A 17,894-nucleotide genomic window follows, 5' to 3' on the forward strand; every position below is an offset into this window, starting at 1 on the left:
ACGTGTCGAAGGCCACGGCCAGGTGGGTGGGTTTCTCGGCCTTGACGAGGTTGACGAACATCGACAGGAAGCCGTAGATGCCGTTGGTGTGTTGGCCGTCCTTCGTGGAGAAGTTGTCGACGGGCAGGGCGTAGAACGCCCGGTAGGCCAGCGAGTGGCCGTCGACGACGAGGAGAGTAGGCTTTTCGGCATCCGTCACTCGTCCAGCGTAACGAGAACCACGGACACTCCCCCGGCCCCGGCTCCTCGAAGGCGACGATGACCTCCACGACCCCCGACACCACCCCCGGCCTCGACTGGGCGAAGGAGCGCGGAATGGGCGCCCTCGCCGAGAAGATGGGCATCGAATGGGTGGAGTTCTCGGTCGAGCGGAGCGTCGCCACGATGCCCGTCGAGGGCAACACGCAGCCGGTCGGTCTGCTGCACGGCGGCGCGTACGTCGTCCTCGGCGAGTCGCTCGGCTCGATGGCCGCCAACCTCTACGCGGGCGCCGGACGACTGGCGGTGGGCATCGACATCAACGCCACCCACACGCGCTCGGCGACCTCCGGCGTCGTGACCGGCGTCTGCACCCCGATCCACCTCGGTCGCTCGCTCACGGTGCACGAGATCGCCGTGTCCGACGAGCAGGGTCGACGTTGTTCGACGATCCGCATCACGAACCTCATCAAGGACGCCCCGGTCTCCTGAGGCCGGAAACGAGAAATGGATGCCACCGGGGTGGCATCCATTTCTGACGAGTGTCGCGTCAGCCCTTCTTGGGGGCGAGCTGCTCGATGATGGCCTTCGCGACGTCCTGCATCGTGAGACGGCGGTCCATCGACGCCTTCTGGATCCAGCGGAACGCCTCGGGCTCGGACAGGCCCATCTTCTCGTTCAGCAGCCCCTTGGCGCGGTCGACGAGCTTGCGCGTCTCGAAGCGCTCGACCATGTCGGCCACCTCGGCCTCGAGCGTGATGATCTGCTCGTAGCGCGCCAGGGCGATCTCGATCGCGGGCAGCAGGTCGTTCGGCGTGAACGGCTTGACCACGTACGCCAGGGCGCCCGCCTCGCTCGCACGCTCGACGAGCTCTTTCTGGCTGAACGCCGTCAGCAGCACGACCGGCGCGATGTGGTTCTTGCTCAGCTTCTCGGCGGCGCTGATGCCGTCGAGCTGCGGCATCTTGACATCCATGATGACCAGGTCGGGGCGCAGCTCGGTCGCCAGCTGCACGGCGGTCTCGCCGTCTCCGGCTTCACCGACGACGTCGAAGCCGTTGTCGCGCAGGATCTCGACGATGTCGAGGCGGATGAGCGACTCGTCTTCCGCCACGACGACGCGACGGGGGGCGGTGGGCGCGCTCACCGGCGCGGCTTCGTGATCTGTCACGGTTCCATCCTAAGACTGTGGCTGGAGGATCACCCTGTACGGCGACCTCGATGTGCGACGCCGTGCGGCGCCGCGGGGGAAAAGGATATCGGGTCGGCTCCCCTGCGAGAGCCGACCCGTCATCGTGCCGGTGGTGGGATTCGAACCCACACGTCCTTTCGGACAGAGCATTTTGAGTGCCCCGCGTCTGCCATTCCGCCACACCGGCATGCGTGCGTGATCTCCCAGAGTACTGGCAGATCCCGCACGCGACGATGCGCGCCGGCGGTCACCGGCGCGCATCATCGGGTCAGTTGTCCTGGTACCCGGGAGCGGCGCCGTGCACGGCGTCGCCCACACGGTGCACGCGCAGGTCGTTCGTCGAACCGGCGATTCCGGGAGGGGAACCGGAGATGACCACGACCTTGTCGCCGACCTTCGCGAGGTCGTGCGACAGGAGGTAGTCGTCCACCTGGAGGAACATCTTGTCGGTGTGCGACACGTGCTCGACGAGCGTGGAGCGCACGCCCCACGTCAGCGCCAGACGGCGGCGGATGCCGGGCTCCGGCGTGAACGCGATCATCGGGATGGTCGACCGCAGACGCGACAGGCGGCGCGCGGAGTCGCCCGACTCGGTGAAGACGCACAGGTACTTCGCATCGACGAAGTCGGCCACCTCGACGGCGGCGAGCGTGATGGCGCCACCCTGGGTGCGCGGCTTGTTCGTCAGCGGCTGGATGCGCTCGAGGCCATGCTCCTCGGTGGAAGCCACGATGCGTGCCATGGTCTCGACCACGACGACGGGGTAGGTTCCCACGCTCGTCTCGCCCGAGAGCATGACGGCGTCGGCGCCGTCGAGCACCGCGTTGGCGACGTCACTGGTCTCGGCGCGCGTGGGCACCGGGTTCGTGATCATCGACTCGAGCATCTGGGTGGCGACGATGACCGGCTTGGCCATACGACGCGACAGCTCGACCGCGCGCTTCTGCACGATCGGCACCGCCTCCAGGGGAAGCTCGACGCCGAGGTCGCCACGGGCGACCATGATGCCGTCGAAGGCGTCGATGATCTCCTCGAGGTTGTCGACCGCCTGCGGCTTCTCGATCTTGGCGATGACCGGGATGTACCGACCCTCTTCGCCCATGATCTCGTGCACGCGCTCGATGTCCTTGGCATCCCGCACGAACGACAGCGCGATGAGGTCGGCACCGGCCCGCAGGCCCCAGCGCAGGTCGGCCTCGTCCTTGTCGCTCAGGGCGGGGACGTTGACGGCGACACCGGGCAGGTTGATGCCCTTGTTGTTGGACACCGGGCCGCCGACGATGACCTTGGTGGTCACGACGGTGCCGTCGGTCTCGACGACCTCGACGCGGACCTTGCCGTCGTCGATGAGCAGGAAGTCGCCCGGCTTGACGTCGTGGGGCAGGCCCTTGAACGTCGTGCCGACGATCTCTTTCGTGCCGAGGATGTCCTCGACCGTGATCTTGAAGATGTCGCCGGGCAGCAGGTCGTGGGGACCGTTCTCGAACTTGCCGAGACGGATCTTCGGGCCCTGCAGGTCGACGAGGGCGGCGACCGGGCGGCCCGCGTCCTCCGCCGCCTTGCGGACGTTGGCGAAGTTGGCATCGTGCACGGAATAGTCTCCGTGGCTCAGGTTCAGTCGGGCGACGTCCACCCCAGCGTCGATGATGGCGCGAACCATCTCATACGACGACGTGGCGGGCCCGAGGGTTGCGACGATCTTGGCGCGTCTCATCCGTTTTCAAGCTCCGTGAGGATATTCGGGAAGTGGCCGATCGGCCCTTGCCAGCTTAGGCGGGCAAGAGGCCGATGGCGACATCGGTCGGACGCACGGGTGCCGGCAGCACCGTCTCGCCCATCAGGAAGGTGTCGACCTCGGCGGCCGCGGCGCGGCCCTCGGCGATCGCCCACACGATGAGCGACTGGCCGCGCCCGGCGTCACCGGCCACGAACACGCCCGGGGCGGTCGTGGCGTAGGTGGCGTCGCGCTCGACGTTGCCGCGCGGGGTGAACTGCGCGCCGAGCTGCTGCTCGAGGTGCTCGCGCTCGGGGCCCGTGAAGCCCATCGCGATGAGCACGAGGTCGGCGGGGATCTCGCGCTCGGTGCCGCTCTTGGGGACGCGGCGACCGTCGAGGTACTCGGTCTCGGCCACGCGCAGAGCACGCACCTCGCCCGCCTCGTTGCCGAGGAACTCCACGGTCGAGGCCAGGAAGGTCCGTTCCCCGCCCTCTTCGTGAGCGGAGGCCATCTCGAACAGGTTCGGCATCATCGGCCACGGCTGCTCGGCGGGACGCTCGGACGGCGGCTGCTTGCCGATCGCGAGGTTCGTGACGCTCAGCGCGCCCTGGCGGTGGGCCGTACCGATGCAGTCCGCTCCGGTGTCGCCACCGCCGATGACGACGACGTGCTTGCCCTCGGCGGAGATCTGCTGCGGCACCTGGTCGCCCGCGACGGCCTTGTTGCCCTCGACGAGGTACTCCATGGCGTAGTGGACGCCGTCGAGGTCACGGCCGGGGATCGCCAGGTCGCGCGGGACGGTCGACCCCGTTGCCACCACGACGGCGTCGTAGCGGGCACGCAGGTCGCTCCACGAGATGTCGGTGCCGATCTCGACGCCCGCGCGGAAGCGCGTGCCCTCGGCCTGCATCTGACGCAGACGGAGTTCGAGGTGGCGCTTCTCCATCTTGAAGTCCGGGATGCCGTAGCGCAGCAGTCCGCCGATGCGGTCGTCGCGCTCGTACACGGCGACGGTGTGGCCGGCGCGCGTGAGCTGTTGGGCGGCGGCGAGGCCGGCGGGGCCGGAGCCGACGACGGCCACCGTCTTGCCGGTGAGGCGCTCAGGCGGCTCGGGCTCGACCCAGCCGTTCGAGAACGCCTCGTCGATGATCGAGACCTCGACCTGCTTGATCGTCACGGCGGGCTGGTTGATGCCCAGCACGCACGAGCTCTCGCACGGAGCGGGGCACAGCCGCCCGGTGAACTCCGGGAAGTTGTTCGTCGCGTGCAGGCGCTCGATCGCGGAGCGGCCCTCGCCGCGCCACGTCAGGTCGTTCCACTCCGGGATGAGGTTCCCGAGCGGGCAGCCCTGATGGCAGAACGGGATGCCGCAATCCATGCAGCGACCGGCCTGGCGGCGGATGACGGCCTGGTCGCCCGGCTCGTACACCTCTTTCCAGTCCATGATCCGCACGGGGACGGGACGACGCGGCGGGAGCTCCCGCTGCGTGGTCTTCAGAAAGCCCTTCGGGTCAGCCACCCGTCACCTCCAGAATGCGCGTCCAGACGGCCGCGCTGTCGGGGTCGAGCCCCTCGGCGACGGCTTCCTGGCGGGTCTGCAGAACCGCGGCGTAGTCGCGCGGCAGGACCCGGACGAAGTTCTCCACCTCGACGTCGAAGTCTGCGAGCAGACGACGGGCCAGCGTGGAATCGGTCTCGGCGACGTGCTTCTCGAGCAGGTCGCGCAGCATCTCGGCATCCCCCGATCCGAGGGGGCCGAGTTCGAGCTCACCGGAGGCCACGGCCTCACGGTTGACCAGGTCGGTCTCGAGCTTGTAGACGTAGGCCTGTCCCCCGGACATGCCCGCGCCGAGGTTCCGGCCGGTCGCGCCGAGGATCACGGCGAGACCCCCGGTCATGTACTCGAGCGCGTGGTCGCCCACACCCTCGACCACAGCGGTGGCGCCGGAGTTGCGGACGAGGAACCGCTCGCCCACGACGCCGTTCAGGAACATCTGTCCCTGCGTGGCGCCGTAGCCGATGACGTTTCCGGCGATGACGTTCTCGGACGCGTCGAACGTGGACCCGCGCGGCGGACGGACGACGATCTTGCCGCCCGAGAGGCCCTTGCCGACGTAGTCGTTCGAGTCGCCCTCGAGGCGCAGCGTGATGCCGGACGGCATGAAGGCGCCGAACGACTGCCCGGCCGAACCGGTCAGGCGGACGTCGATCGCCCCGTCGGGGAGACCGTGCTCGCCGTGCGCCTTGGTCACGTGGTGGCCGAGCATCGTCCCGACGGCGCGCGCGGTGTTGCGCACGGGGAGCTCGATCGTGATCTGGCCGCCGTGGGCGACGACGTCCTGCGCGCGCTCGATGAGCTGCACGTCGAAGTGCTCCTCGAGCTCGTGGTCCTGGTTGCGGGCGTGCTTGCGCGGCTCGTCGTCCGCGAAACGCGGACCCTCCAGGATCGGGGCGAGGTTCAACCCGCGCGCCTTCCAATGCTCCACGGCGCCGTTGACGTCGAGGAGCTCGGCGCGGCCCACGATCTCGTCGATCGAGCGGTAGCCGAGGGCCGCGAGGTACTCGCGCACCTCTTGAGCGATGAACTCCATGAAGTTCACGACGTACTCGGCCTTGCCGGTGAAACGCTCGCGCAGGACGGGGTTCTGCGTCGCGACACCCACGGGGCACGTGTCGAGGTGGCACACGCGCATCATGATGCAGCCCGAGACCACCAGCGGCGCGGTGGCGAAACCGAATTCCTCGGCACCGAGCAAGGCGCCGATGATGACGTCGCGGCCGGTCTTCATCTGACCGTCGACCTGCACCACGACGCGGTCGCGCATGCCGTTGAGCATGAGCGTCTGCTGTGTCTCGGCCAGGCCCAGCTCCCACGGTGTACCGGCGTGCTTGAGCGAGTTCATCGGGCTCGCGCCGGTGCCGCCATCCTGTCCGGAGACGAGGATGACGTCGCTCAGGGCCTTCGCCACGCCCGCGGCGACCGCACCGATACCCGACTGGCTGACGAGCTTCGTGTGGATGCGGGCCGACGGGTTGGCGCGCTTGAGGTCGAAGATGAGCTGCTTGAGGTCTTCGATCGAGTAGATGTCGTGGTGCGGCGGGGGCGAGATGAGTCCGACGCCCGCGGTCGCGTGCCGCGTGCGCGCCACCCACGGGTACACCTTGGTCGGCGGCAGCTGGCCGCCCTCGCCGGGCTTGGCGCCCTGGGCGAGCTTGATCTGGATGTCGTCGGCCTCGGTCAGGTACAGGCTCGTGACACCGAATCGGCCGGATGCCACCTGCTTGATGGCGCTGCGACGCTCGGGGTCGAGCAGACGGTCGACGTCTTCGCCGCCTTCGCCGGTGTTCGACTTGCCGCCGATGCGGTTCATCGCGATCGCGAGGGTCTCGTGGGCCTCTTGCGAGATGGAGCCGTAGCTCATCGCGCCGGTGGAGAAGCGCTTCACGATCGCCGAGACCGGCTCGACCTCGTCGATCGGCACGGCCGGGCGTTGACCCGTACGCAGCGAGAACAGGCCGCGGAGCGTCTTGAGCTCGTGCGCCTGGTCGTCGATGAGCTGCGTGTACTCACGGAAGATGTCGTACCGGCGCTCGCGCGTGGCGTGCTGCAGGCGGAACACCGTGTCGGGGTTGAACAGGTGCGGTGCACCGTCGCGGCGCCACTGGTACTCGCCGCCGGTCCACAGGCGCTCGTGCGCGCGCGCCGCGGCGTCCTCGGGGTACGCGTACTCGTGGCGGGCCGCGTTCTCGGCAGCGATGATGTCGAGCCCCACGCCGCCGAGCTTGCTCTCGGTGCCGGTGAAGTAGGCCTCCACGAACTCGCGCGAGAGCCCGACGGCCTCGAAGACCTGGGCGCCCGCGTACGAGGACACGGTGGAGATGCCCATCTTCGACATGATCTTCAGCACGCCCTTGCCGAGCGCGTAGATCAGGTTCTTCACGGCCTTCTCGGGCGTGACACCGGTGATGAAGCCGGCGCGCACGAGGTACTCGACGGTCTCCATCGCCAGGTACGGGTTGACCGCCGAGGCGCCGTACCCGATGAGGGTCGCCACGTGGTGCACCTCGCGCACGTCGCCGGCCTCGACCACGAGACCGACCTTCATACGGGTCTCTTTGCGGATGAGGTGGTGGTGCACGGCGGCGAGCATGAGCAGCGACGGGATGGGCGCGAGGTCCTTGTTCGAGTCGCGGTCGCTGAGCACGATGAACTCGGCACCGTCCTCGATCGCGTGGTCGACCTCGGAGCACATCTGCGCGATGCGCTTCTGCATGCCCTTGTGGCCGGCCTCGACGCGGTACAGGCCGCGGATCGTGACCGACGAGCGCCCCGGAAGGGCGGTGTCGATGTGCTGGATCTTGGCGAGCTCGTCGTTGTCGATGACCGGGAAGTCCAGGGTCACGGTGCGCGTGTGCTCGGGACCCCAGTCGAGGAGGTTCCGCTCGGGGCCGAGACCCAGCGACAGCGAAGTCACGACCTCTTCGCGGATCGAGTCCAGCGGCGGGTTGGTGACCTGCGCGAACTGCTGCGTGAAGTAGTCGAACAGCAGCCGCGGGCGCTCGCTCAGCACCGCGACGGGAGCGTCGCTGCCCATCGCGCCGAGGGGCTCCGTACCGTTCTGCCCCATCGGGGTCAGCAGGATGCGCACCTCTTCTTCGGTGTATCCGAAGGTCCGCTGGCGGCGGGTGATCGAGGCGATCGGGTGCACGATGTGCTCGCGCTCGGGCAGCTCGGACAGACGGACGCGGCCCGCGTCGAGCCACTCCTGCCACGGCTCGAGCGTCGCGAGCTGCTTCTTGATCTCCTCGTCCTCGACGATGCGGCCCTGGGCCGTGTCGACGAGGAACATGCGTCCGGGCTGCAAGCGGCCGCGCCGCTTGATGCGCTCCGGAGCGAAATCGAGCACACCCGTCTCGGACCCGATGACCACGAGTCCGTCGGTCGTCTCGGTCCACCGGCCCGGTCGCAGACCGTTACGGTCGAGGGTCGCGCCCACCAGCGTGCCGTCGGTGAAGATGAGGGCGGCGGGGCCGTCCCAGGGCTCCATCTGCATGGAGTGGTAGTCGTAGAAGGCCCGCAGGTCGGGGTCGATCGTCGCCTGCTTCTCGTAGGCCTCGGGCACCATCATCATGATGGCGTGCGGCAGGCTGCGACCGGTGAGGGTCAGCAGCTCCAGCACCTCGTCGAAGGATGCCGAGTCGCTCGCGCCCTCGGTGCAGATGGGCAGCAGCGGACGGACGTCACCGATGAGCTCGGACTCCAGCTGCGACTGGCGCGCGCGCATCCAGTTGCGGTTGCCCTTGACCGTGTTGATCTCGCCGTTGTGCGCGAGCATACGCAGCGGCTGGGCGAGCGGCCACGACGGGAACGTGTTCGTCGAGTACCGGGAGTGCACCACGGCGAGTTCGGAGACGAACCGCTCGTCCTGGAGGTCGGGGTAGAAGGGCTCGAGCTGCAGAGTCGTGACCATGCCCTTGTAGCCCAGCGTGCGACTGGACAGCGACACGAAGTACGCGTCGAGCTCGTGCCGAGCGCGCTTGCGCAGCCGGAACACGCGGCGGTCCAGCGCGATGCCCGAGAGCGCCGGCTGGTCGCCCACGGCGGGACGCGCGACGAAGAACTGCTCGAACGCGGGGCGCGCCTCGAAAGCGAGCTTGCCGAGGTTCTCGGGCTCGACGGGGACCTCGCGCCACCCGAGCACCTCGAGGTTCTCGTGACGGGCGATCTCTTCGATGCCCGCCTTCTGCGCGGCGCGCTCGTCGTGACCGAGCGGCAGGAACACCATTCCCGCGGCGTACTCCCCCACCGGCGGCAGGTCGAAGTCGACGACCGCGCGCAGGAACGCGTCGGGCATCTGCGTGAGGATGCCCGCGCCGTCACCGGTGCCGGCGTCGGATCCGATGGCGCCGCGGTGCTCGAGGTTGCGCAGCGCCGTCAGCGCCAGGTCGATGATGTCGTGTCCGGGCTCGCCACGGAGCGTCGCCACCATGGCGAGGCCACAGGCGTCCTTTTCGAACGCCGGGTCGTACATGCCCTGCCGGGCGGGGAAAGCGCCGCCGACGGCGCCGGAACGGGAGCTCGAAGCCATACCAACCGTCCTCATGTTGATGCTGCGAATGGGACGACGTCGGCCCAGGGGGTTACTTCGTGGCGGGGCTGCTTGTGGCGCTGGTGCCGACGGTGTCGTTCGTCGCGGGCGGTTCGCTCACATCGACGAAGTCAGAGGGGTCGGTTGAGTCTACAGCGCCCGGAGCCTTCGACTCGCGCCCGGGGGCGTACGGCGAGGGCTCCAGACCGTGGTGCCGGCGCGACTGGACGACGAAGATGACCAGGCCGAGCACGACACCGAAGATGGCGGCCCAGACGTTCGTGCGCAGGCCCAGGATGATGTCGCTGGGGTCGATACGGATGGATTCCCACACGGTACGGCCGGCGCTGTACCAGATGAGGTAGATCGCGAACTGCTTGCCCCACTGCAGCGTGAACTTCTTGCCGACCCACAGGATCACCGCGGCGCCGAGCAGGTTCCAGATGACCTCGTAGAGGAAAGTCGGCTGGAAAAGAGTGCCGGCTGGCAGTCCGACGGGGATCGCGGAGTTGCCCGGGGCGATCTCGAGGCCCCACGGGAGATCGGTGGGCTGACCGAACAGCTCCTGGTTGAACCAGTTGCCGAAGCGGCCCATGGCCTGGGCGATGATGAGGCCCGGAGCCAGCGCGTCGGCGAAGGTCCAGAACCGGATGCCGGTCCACTTGCAGCCGAGGTACGCGCCCACAGCGCCACCGATCAGCGCGCCGTAGATCGCGATGCCGCCCTCCCAGATGGCCCACACGGAGCCCGGCTGGGTGATGTTCCACGGGTTCGACCCCGGCCCGAAGTAGAAACCGAGGTGCGTGACCACGTGGTAGATGCGGGCGACGATGATCGCCAGCGGCACCGCGAGGAGGCAGATGTCGATGACGACCCACTTCTCGGCCCCGCGTCGGGTCAGGCGCGCGTTCGTGAGGAACACGGCCACGATGATGCCCGCGACGATGCACAGGGCATAGAAGTGGATGCGCAGCGGCCCGAGATCGATGTAGGAGATCGAGGGGCTCGGGATGCTGGCGAGCACGCCGGAAGCGGCGCTCGAGAGGGCGAACGTCATGCAGACGAGTCTAGGCGCGCCGCACGGTGCCCGCGGACAGCTCGCGCGCGAGCGCACGCAGCGCCTCGACCCCGCCGTCGCGCAGCGCCTTGACCAACGCGGTGCCCACGATGGCTCCGTCGGCGTACTCGATGACCCCGGCGACCTGCTCGGCGTTGGAGATCCCGATGCCGACGCACGCGTGGGCGGCGCCGTGCGCGCGCAGACGTGCGACGAGGCCGCGGGCCGCGGCATCCAGTTGCGTCCGCTCCCCCGTGATCCCCATCGTCGAGACCGTGTAGACGAAACCGGTCGACGCGCCCACGATCATCTCGAGGCGTGCGTCGGTGGAGGTCGGGGCCGCGAGGAACACGCGGTCGAGACCCGAGCGCTCGCTCACGGCGATCCATGCTGCCGCGGCGTCGGGCGTGATGTCGGGCGTGATGAGGCCCGCCCCGCCCGAGGCCACGAGGTCGTCGGCGTAACGGTCGATGCCGTACTGCTCGACGAGGTTCCAGTACGTCATGACGAGCACCGGCACGTCGGTGCGCGCGGTGACCTCGCGGATGATCGTGAAGAGGTCGCGCATGCGGAAGCCGTTGGCGAGGGCCGTCTGCGTGGCTTCTTGGATGACGAGGCCGTCCATCACGGGGTCGCTGTAGGGCGGGCCCAGCTCGATCACGTCGACGCCGGACTCGGCCAGGGCTACCGCGGCCTCGATGCTCGTCGCCACGTCGGGGAACCCGGCGGGCAGGTAGCCCACCAGGGCGCCGCGGCCGGCCGCGTGGGCGGCGTCGATCGCCGCCGAGACGCGCGAGGTCACAGCTCTACCCCCGCACCGCTCGCGGCCTCGGGCGCGGCCTGCACGTCGACGGGCGAGCCGGGCGCATCGGCGACCTTCTCGGCCGCGTGCGTCGGGGTCGCGGCGCCGGATGCCTCGGGAGCGTGCTCGGCGTCATAGAGGTCGAAGTACCGCGCGGCGGTGTCCATGTCCTTGTCGCCGCGACCCGAGAGGTTCACCGCGATGATGGCATCCGGACCCAGCTTGCGACCGATGCGCAGGGCTCCGGCGAGGGCGTGGGCGGACTCGATCGCGGGGATGATCCCCTCGGTGCGCGAGAGCAGGCGAAGGGCTTGCATCGCTTCGTCGTCGGTCGCGGGGATGTACTGCGCGCGGCCGATGTCGGCGAGCCACGCGTGCTCCGGACCGACGCCGGGGTAGTCGAGCCCCGCCGAGATCGAGTGCGACTCGGTGGTCTGGCCGTCCTCGTCCTGCAGGACGTAGGTGCGCGCGCCGTGCAGCACGCCGGGGCGCCCGCGCTCGATCGACGCCGCGTGGTGGGGGGTGTCGACGCCGTCTCCGGCCGCCTCGACGCCGTAGAGCGCGACGCCCTCGTCGTCGAGGAACGCGTCGAACATGCCGATTGCGTTCGAGCCGCCGCCCACGCACGCGAACACGGCGTCGGGCAGGCGCCCGAGACGCTCGAGGAACTGCGCGCGCGTCTCTTCGCCGATGACCTTCTGGAAGTCGCGGACCATCGCCGGGAACGGGTGGGGTCCGGCGGCGGTGCCGAAGATGTAGTTCGTCGTCTCGACCGTGGACACCCAGTCGCGGTACGCCTCGTTGATGGCATCCTTCAGGGTGCGCGAGCCGGTCGTGACGGGGATCACCTCGGCACCGAGGAGGCGCATGCGGGCGACGTTGAGGGCCTGACGCTCGGTGTCGACCTCGCCCATGTAGACCACGCAGTCGAGGCCGAACAGGGCCGCCGCCGTGGCAGTGGCGACGCCGTGCTGGCCGGCGCCGGTCTCGGCGATCACGCGCGTCTTGCCGAGGCGCTTGGTCAGCAACGCCTGCCCGAGCACGTTGTTGATCTTGTGCGAACCGGTGTGGTTGAGGTCTTCGCGCTTGAGGAAGATGCGGGCCCCGCCCGCGTGCTCGGCGAAGCGCGGGACCTCGGTGAGCACCGACGGCCGGCCGGCGTAATCGTGCAGGAGCACGCGCAGCTCTTCGAGGAACGTGGGGTCGGCCATCGCCGACTCCCACACCGCCGTGAGCTCGTCGATCGCGGCGATCAGCGATTCGGGCATGTAGCGGCCGCCGAAGTCACCGAAGAACGGGCCCTTCTGGTCGCGCAGGCTCACGGTGGTCATGGGGTCTCCTGGAGGAAGGCGCGCAGGGTCGCGACCGGGTCGCCGGTCACGAGTGCTTCGCCCACGAGGACGACGTCGGCGCCGGCGGACCGGTAGTGCGCGACGTCCGCGGGGGCGAGGACGGCCGACTCGGCGATCTTGATCGCATCGGCGGGGAACGAGTCGGCGAGGCGGCCGAACAGGTCGCGGTCGAGCTCGAAGGTCGAGAGGTTGCGGGCGTTGACGCCGATGAGCTTCGCGCCCAGGTCGGCGGCGCGCGCGAGCTCGTCGGCCGAGTGGGTCTCGACGAGAGCGGTCATGCCGAGGTCGAGGGTGAGGGCGTAGAGCTCGGCCAGGGTCTTCTGGTCGAGGGCCGCGACGATGAGCAGGACCAGGTCGGCGCCCGACGCGCGGGCCTCGAGCACCTGGTACGCGGTGGCGAGGAAGTCCTTGCGCAGCACCGGCACCGACACCGCGGCGCGCACGGCCTCGAGATCGGCGAGGCTGCCCTTGAACTTGCGGCCCTCGGTCAGCACCGAGATCGCCGAGGCGCCGCCCTCTTCGTAGAGGCGTGCCTGGCGGGCGGGATCGGGGATCGCCGCGAGATCGCCGCGGGACGGGCTCGCGCGCTTGACTTCGGCGATGATCTTCACCCGGTCAGCGGGTGCCAGCATCGCCACCGCATCGCGCGCGGGAGTCTGCGCGAGAGCGTCGCGCTCGACGGCGGCCAGCGGACGCGCCTGGGCGCGCCGTTCGGCGTCCTCTACCGCTCCGGCCGTCAGATCGGCCAGCACGGTCAGTGCGCCTTCGGGTTGGACTTCGCGCCGTTCGCGCCGTAACCGGCCTTGGCCATCGCCCAGCCCACGATCGCGCCGGCGACGAGCAGACCCACCGAGGCCCAGACCAGGACCGGCATGTCGAACCAGAAGAACAGCGTGCCGAGGGTGATCGCGGCGAGCATGATGATCACGGCCGTCCAGGCTGCGGGCGAGTGTCCGTGGCCGGGATCGCCGATGGGGTTGCTCATGGGGCTCCTTCGAGTCGCGCGCGGGCGCGGGTGACAGCGTGCATCCAGTCTATCGAAACGGGCGGGTCGGGCCCGCGCCGACGTCTCGACGTCGACCGAAGACGCGACTCACGCCGTCGGGTCGTCGCCGCGGGAGAGGTCGTCCCACGAATCGATCGCGTCGTGCGGACGCGACCCGTCGGCGGGAGCGTCGGTGGCGGTGCGGTACTTCCGGTCGGCGCTCCCCCGCCACCGCCGCGCCGAGACCAGAGTGAACACGGCCGCCGCCGCGAGGAGCAGCTGCGCGAGCAGCGTCACCACGGGCCACGGAGTCAGCGACATCGACGAGACGAGGTCGGCCACGGCATCCACTCCCGAGATACCGGTCGCGTCGGTGACCGTCGCGGCCGTCGCCGACACCGGCAGCGTCAGCACGACCTGGGCCGTCGCGACGCCGACCACCCCCGCGATCGCGAGAGCGAGGGCACCCAGGACATAGCGCAGGATCGGGCCGACGATCGACAGGGCCGCACCGAGCGCGAGAGCGGCGAGACTCAGCGGGGTGAGCACCGGAACGGCGTCGGACCCGGGCACGGCGAGCGTCTGCTGCGCGCCGTCGGCGAGCGTGACGTCGATCCAGGTCTGGGTCGAGGCGATGACGCCGAGAGCTCCGGCCAGGAGCATCCCGACGACGGCGAGCGAACGCGCTCGACGCATCACCGCGCCCCCACGACGGGTTCGAGGTCGGTCGCGTCGAAGCACGTGTGGTCGCCGGTGTGACACGCGGCGCCCACCTGGTCGACCTCGATCAACAGGGTGTCCCCGTCGCAGTCCAGACGTGCGCCCTGGACGATCTGCACGTGGCCCGACGTGTCGCCCTTGCGCCAGTACTCCTGACGCGAGCGCGACCAGAAAGTGACGCGGCCGGAGGTCAGCGTGCGGCGGAGGGCTTCGGCATCCATCCACCCGACCATGAGCACTTCGCGCGTGTCGAACTGCTGGACCACCGCGGTCACGAGGCCCTGGGCGTCGTACTTCACGCGTTCGAACGCGGTGACGTTCATCGGCGCACCTCGATCCCCTCGGCCGCCATGGCGTCCTTGACCTGGCCGACCGTGAGCTGGCCGGAGTGGAAGACGGATGCCGCGAGCACGGCGTCCGCGCCGGCTTCGACGGCCGGGGCGAAGTGCTCCAGCGCGCCGGCGCCGCCCGAGGCGATCACCGGGACCGCGGCGACCTGGCGCATCAGGCGGACGAGTTCGAGGTCGAAGCCCTGCTTGGTGCCGTCGGCGTCGATGGAGTTGACCAGCAGCTCACCGGCCCCGCGTTCGACCGCCTCGCGCGCCCACTCGAGGGCGTCGAGGGTCGTCTCGGTGCGTCCGCCGTGCGTCGTCACGACGAACCCGGAGGGGGTGGATGCCGCGCGCTTCACGTCGAGCGAGAGCACGATGACCTGCGCGCCGAAGCGGTCGGCGATCTCGTCGATCAGTGCCGGGCGGGCGATCGCGGCGGAGTTGACGCCGATCTTGTCGGCGCCGACCGAGAGCAGCCGGGCCACGTCGTCGGTGGAGCGGACTCCCCCGCCGACGGTGAGCGGGATGAACACCTGCTCCGCCGTGCGGCGGACGACGTCGTACGTCGTGGCGCGCTCGTCGACCGTCGCGGTGACGTCGAGGAACGTGATCTCGTCGGCGCCCTGGTCGAAGTAGACCTTGGCGAGCTCGACCGGGTCGCCCATGTCGCGCAGATCCAGGAAGTTCACACCCTTCACGACGCGACCAGCGGCCACGTCGAGGCAGGGGATGATGCGGCGGGCGAGCGTCATCAGAGCCTCGCGGCGAGGATCTCGGTCACCAGGATCGCCCGGGCACCGATGGCGTAGAGCTCGTCCATCACGCGGTTGACGTCGCGGCGCGGGCTCATGACCCGGACGGCCACCCACTCGGGGTCGCGCAGCGGCGAGATCGTGGGCGACTCCAGGCCCGGGGCCACCGCGATCGCTTGATCGATGAGGGCCGCGGGGAGGTCGTAGTCGACGAGGACGTACTTCCGGGCCGCCAGCACGCCGCGCAGACGCCGCAGCAGCGTCTCGGTGCCCGCGACCTCTTGCGGTCCGGCGATGAGGACGGCGTCGGATTCGAGCAGGACGGGCCCGAAGATCTCGAGCCCCGCCTGACGCAGCGTCGTGCCGGTCGAGACCACGTCGGCCACGGCATCCGCCACGCCCAGCTGTACGGCGGACTCGACCGCGCCGTCGAGCGGCACGATGTCGACGGCCACGCCGCGCTCGTCGAGGAACGCGTCGACCAGGCCGGGGTACGCGGTCGCGACGCGCAGACCCTGAAGGTCGTCGACGTCGGTGAAACGGCCGGGGCGCCCCGCGAAGCGGAAGGTGGAGCCGGCGAAGCCGAGCGACTCGACCTCTCGGGCGCCGGGCATGCGGGCGTCCAGCAGCAGGTCGCGGCCGGTGATGCCGACGTCGAGCGCGCCCGAGCCGACGTAGGTCGCGATGTCGCGCGGGCGGAGGTAGAAGAACTCGACCTCGTTGACGGGGTCGACGGTGTACAGGTCTTTCGAGTCGCGACGTCCGGTGTAACCGGCCTCCGAGAGCATCTCGGCGGCGGTCTCGGCGAGCGACCCCTTGTTCGGCACGGCAATTCGCAGCATGACGGGGGCTTTCGTGTGAGGTGAGCGTCGGGGGTGCGGGAGCGGCTCAGAGATGTCGGTAGACGTCTGCGAGCGTCAGGCCCTTCGCGAGCATGAGCGTCTGGAGGTGGTAGAGCAGCTGCGAGATCTCTTCGGCTGCCGCCTCGTCGGACTCGTACTCGGCGGCCATCCACACTTCGGCGGCCTCCTCGACGATCTTCTTGCCGATGGCGTGCACGCCGGCATCGAGCTGAGCCACCGTACCGGAGCCGGCGGGGCGCTCGACGGCCTTGGCGCTGAGCTCGGCGAACAGGTCGTCGAAGGTCTTCACGGTTCCAGGGTATCGGGTCGGCACGGGCCCGGATGCCGCGGGGAGCGCAGCACCGTCGATAAACGGCATCCGTTGCGAGGAACGGCGCGACTCCGCGTGTCTCGTGAGGATCGGCGTTTATCGGTGACAGGACGGGGGTGCTGCGGACCGCTCGCGGCTCAGTGCGCGTGGCGGGCGGCGGAGGCGCGCAGCGCCTGGATCGCGCGGTCGGGGTCGTCGGCGCCGAAGACCGCGGAGCCGGCGACGAACGTGTCGGCCCCGGCCTCGGCGGCCTGGGCGATCGTGGACTCTCCGATGCCGCCGTCGACCTGCAGCCACACGCTCGACCCGCGACGACGGGCCTCGTCGGCGAGGGCGCGGAGCTTGGGCATCGTCTCGGGCATGAACGACTGGCCGCCGAAACCCGGCTCGACCGTCATCACGAGGATCTGGTCGAACTCGTTCAGTACGTCGAACAGGTTCTCCACCGGCGTGGCGGGCTTCACCGCGACGCCCGCGCGCGCCCCGATCGAGCGCAGTCGCCGAGCCAGCGCCACGGGCGAGGCGGCCGCCTCGAGGTGGAACGTGACGGATGCCGCGCCGAGCTCGGCGTACTCGGGAGCCCACCGGTCGGGGTCGTCGATCATCAGGTGCACATCCAGCGGCACGGGGCTCGTCTGCTGGATCCGGCCCACCATCTGCGGCCCGAACGTCAGGTTCGGCACGAAGTGGTTGTCCATGACGTCGACATGGACGAAATCGGCACCGGAGATGCGGGCGAGCTCGGCCTGCATGTTCACGAAGTCGGCGGCGAGGATGCTCGGATTGATGCGGGGCACGGTTCCATTATCGGCGCGACGCCCACCGCCCCCGCGCGTGAGGGGTCAGAAACTGTCGCTTCGCCGGTGCCCAAGCGACAGTTCTTGACTCCTCACGCCTCAGGGAACCCGGCGCAGGAGGGCGATCGACATCGCATCCGTCCCGTGCCGGTGCGGCCACAGCTGGGCGCGGAGGGAACCGTCGGCTTGCGCGGGCAGATCGATATCGGGCCCGGCGATCTCGCGCACGACGGCGCGGGCGTCCAGCTCCTCCACCGCGTCGCCGAACTCGCGACGCACCTCGGCGAGCACACCGGACGTCTCTGCGAGGTGCGGAGAGCACGTCACGTAGGCGAGCACTCCACCGGGCTTCAACGCGCCCAGACCCGCACGGACGAGATCGAGCTGCAGCGCGGTGAGGTCGGGCACGTCGGCCGGCGTCTTGCGCCACCGCGCCTCGGGGCGTCGGCGCAAAGCCCCGATCCCCGTGCACGGCGCGTCGACGAGGATGCGGTCGTACTCCCCCGCGGCCCGCGCCGCGCGGTCGCGCCCGTCTTCCTCGGTCACCTCGACCTCGAGCGGGACGGATGCCACGGCCCGGCGCACGAGCCCGGCCCGGGCGGGCGAGATCTCGTTGGCATCCAGGTGCGCACCGCCCGCGAGAGCCTCGGCCGCGAGGAGCGCCGTCTTGCCGCCGGGACCCGCGCACAGGTCGAGCCACCGCTCCCCCGCCTCGACGGGCCGGAAGC

At 69.9% G+C, this 17,894-nt stretch carries 16 protein-coding genes, 1 tRNA gene and 2 pseudogenes; 1 reads left to right on the top strand and 18 read right to left on the bottom strand.

Features of this window, described 5'->3' with window-relative positions; all coding sequences use genetic code 11:
* A pseudogene (locus LQV45_RS06050) lies at positions 1–199 on the bottom strand (hypothetical protein); the annotation flags it as partial.
* 59 nt (positions 200–258) lie between these two features.
* On the opposite strand from LQV45_RS06050, the gene LQV45_RS06055 reads away from it, so the two are divergent.
* Entirely contained in the window at positions 259–690 is a 432-nt protein-coding gene (locus tag LQV45_RS06055; protein WP_230006214.1) for a hotdog fold thioesterase, read from the top strand.
* Positions 691–748: 58 nt separating this feature from the next.
* On the opposite strand, the gene LQV45_RS06060 is transcribed toward LQV45_RS06055, so the two are convergent.
* The 17 genes and pseudogenes from LQV45_RS06060 to LQV45_RS06140 all read right to left on the bottom strand — a co-directional run.
* Entirely contained in the window at positions 749–1,369 is a 621-nt protein-coding gene (locus tag LQV45_RS06060) for an ANTAR domain-containing response regulator (protein WP_022877510.1), read from the bottom strand.
* A gap of 125 nt (positions 1,370–1,494) precedes the next feature.
* Positions 1,495–1,577 (bottom strand) — tRNA-Leu (locus tag LQV45_RS06065).
* An 81-nt stretch (positions 1,578–1,658) separates the two neighbouring features.
* Complete coding sequence (gene pyk / locus LQV45_RS06070) at positions 1,659–3,104, bottom strand: pyruvate kinase (protein ID WP_230006215.1); 1,446 nt, start codon at positions 3,102–3,104, stop codon at positions 1,659–1,661.
* Positions 3,105–3,159: 55 nt separating this feature from the next.
* Positions 3,160–4,626, bottom strand: a complete 1,467-nt coding sequence (locus tag LQV45_RS06075) for a glutamate synthase subunit beta (RefSeq protein WP_230006216.1) — start codon at positions 4,624–4,626, stop codon at positions 3,160–3,162.
* Positions 4,619–9,196: a glutamate synthase large subunit gene (gltB, locus tag LQV45_RS06080; protein ID WP_230006217.1), complete on the bottom strand. Its 4,578-nt coding sequence runs from the start codon at positions 9,194–9,196 to the stop codon at positions 4,619–4,621. The genes LQV45_RS06075 and gltB overlap by 8 nt, the downstream gene beginning before the upstream one ends.
* Before the next feature lie 52 nt (positions 9,197–9,248).
* Complete coding sequence (lgt, locus tag LQV45_RS06085) at positions 9,249–10,253, bottom strand: prolipoprotein diacylglyceryl transferase (protein WP_230006218.1); 1,005 nt, start codon at positions 10,251–10,253, stop codon at positions 9,249–9,251.
* A 10-nt stretch (positions 10,254–10,263) separates the two neighbouring features.
* Positions 10,264–11,055, bottom strand: coding sequence for a tryptophan synthase subunit alpha (trpA, locus tag LQV45_RS06090; protein WP_230006219.1), 792 nt, complete (start codon positions 11,053–11,055; stop codon positions 10,264–10,266).
* Entirely contained in the window at positions 11,052–12,377 is a 1,326-nt protein-coding gene (gene trpB / locus LQV45_RS06095) for a tryptophan synthase subunit beta (RefSeq protein ID WP_230006227.1), read from the bottom strand. The genes trpA and trpB overlap by 4 nt, the downstream gene beginning before the upstream one ends.
* Positions 12,378–12,382: 5 nt before the next feature.
* A complete protein-coding gene (gene trpC / locus LQV45_RS06100; RefSeq protein ID WP_230006220.1) occupies positions 12,383–13,159 on the bottom strand; it encodes an indole-3-glycerol phosphate synthase TrpC in 777 nt (258 codons plus the stop codon).
* A gap of 2 nt (positions 13,160–13,161) precedes the next feature.
* Positions 13,162–13,392, bottom strand: a complete 231-nt coding sequence (locus LQV45_RS06105; RefSeq protein WP_230006221.1) for a DUF6704 family protein — start codon at positions 13,390–13,392, stop codon at positions 13,162–13,164.
* 108 nt (positions 13,393–13,500) lie between these two features.
* Positions 13,501–14,088: a Trp biosynthesis-associated membrane protein gene (locus tag LQV45_RS06110; protein WP_230006222.1), complete on the bottom strand. Its 588-nt coding sequence runs from the start codon at positions 14,086–14,088 to the stop codon at positions 13,501–13,503.
* Positions 14,088–14,435 (bottom strand): phosphoribosyl-AMP cyclohydrolase, encoded by a 348-nt coding sequence (gene hisI / locus LQV45_RS06115; protein ID WP_230006223.1) that lies wholly within the window; start codon positions 14,433–14,435, stop codon positions 14,088–14,090. The genes LQV45_RS06110 and hisI overlap by 1 nt, the downstream gene beginning before the upstream one ends.
* Entirely contained in the window at positions 14,432–15,196 is a 765-nt protein-coding gene (hisF, locus tag LQV45_RS06120; protein ID WP_230006224.1) for an imidazole glycerol phosphate synthase subunit HisF, read from the bottom strand. The genes hisI and hisF overlap by 4 nt, the downstream gene beginning before the upstream one ends.
* Positions 15,196–16,038, bottom strand: a complete 843-nt coding sequence (gene hisG / locus LQV45_RS06125; RefSeq protein WP_230006225.1) for an ATP phosphoribosyltransferase — start codon at positions 16,036–16,038, stop codon at positions 15,196–15,198. The genes hisF and hisG overlap by 1 nt, the downstream gene beginning before the upstream one ends.
* 46 nt (positions 16,039–16,084) lie before the next feature.
* The gene (locus tag LQV45_RS06130) at positions 16,085–16,348 is read right to left on the bottom strand and encodes a phosphoribosyl-ATP diphosphatase (RefSeq protein WP_022877496.1); all 264 of its coding nucleotides are present in this window, start codon (positions 16,346–16,348) and stop codon (positions 16,085–16,087) included.
* A gap of 158 nt (positions 16,349–16,506) precedes the next feature.
* Positions 16,507–17,166, bottom strand: coding sequence for a ribulose-phosphate 3-epimerase (rpe, locus tag LQV45_RS06135; protein WP_290370215.1), 660 nt, complete (start codon positions 17,164–17,166; stop codon positions 16,507–16,509).
* A gap of 99 nt (positions 17,167–17,265) precedes the next feature.
* Positions 17,266–17,894, bottom strand: a pseudogene (locus tag LQV45_RS06140) (RsmB/NOP family class I SAM-dependent RNA methyltransferase); the annotation flags it as partial.

This window comes from Microbacterium sp. Bi128 (assembly GCF_918698205.1).

Coding starts and splice junctions, on each gene's coding strand:
- LQV45_RS06055 (WP_230006214.1), top strand. CDS start 259: ATGACCTCCACGACCCCCGACACCACCCCCGGCCTCGACTGGGCGAAG.
- pyk (WP_230006215.1), bottom strand. CDS start 3,104: ATGAGACGCGCCAAGATCGTCGCAACCCTCGGGCCCGCCACGTCGTCG.
- gltB (WP_230006217.1), bottom strand. CDS start 9,196: ATGGCTTCGAGCTCCCGTTCCGGCGCCGTCGGCGGCGCTTTCCCCGCC.
- lgt (WP_230006218.1), bottom strand. CDS start 10,253: ATGACGTTCGCCCTCTCGAGCGCCGCTTCCGGCGTGCTCGCCAGCATC.
- LQV45_RS06105 (WP_230006221.1), bottom strand. CDS start 13,392: ATGAGCAACCCCATCGGCGATCCCGGCCACGGACACTCGCCCGCAGCC.
- LQV45_RS06110 (WP_230006222.1), bottom strand. CDS start 14,088: ATGCGTCGAGCGCGTTCGCTCGCCGTCGTCGGGATGCTCCTGGCCGGA.
- hisI (WP_230006223.1), bottom strand. CDS start 14,435: ATGAACGTCACCGCGTTCGAACGCGTGAAGTACGACGCCCAGGGCCTC.
- hisF (WP_230006224.1), bottom strand. CDS start 15,196: ATGACGCTCGCCCGCCGCATCATCCCCTGCCTCGACGTGGCCGCTGGT.
- hisG (WP_230006225.1), bottom strand. CDS start 16,038: ATGCTGCGAATTGCCGTGCCGAACAAGGGGTCGCTCGCCGAGACCGCC.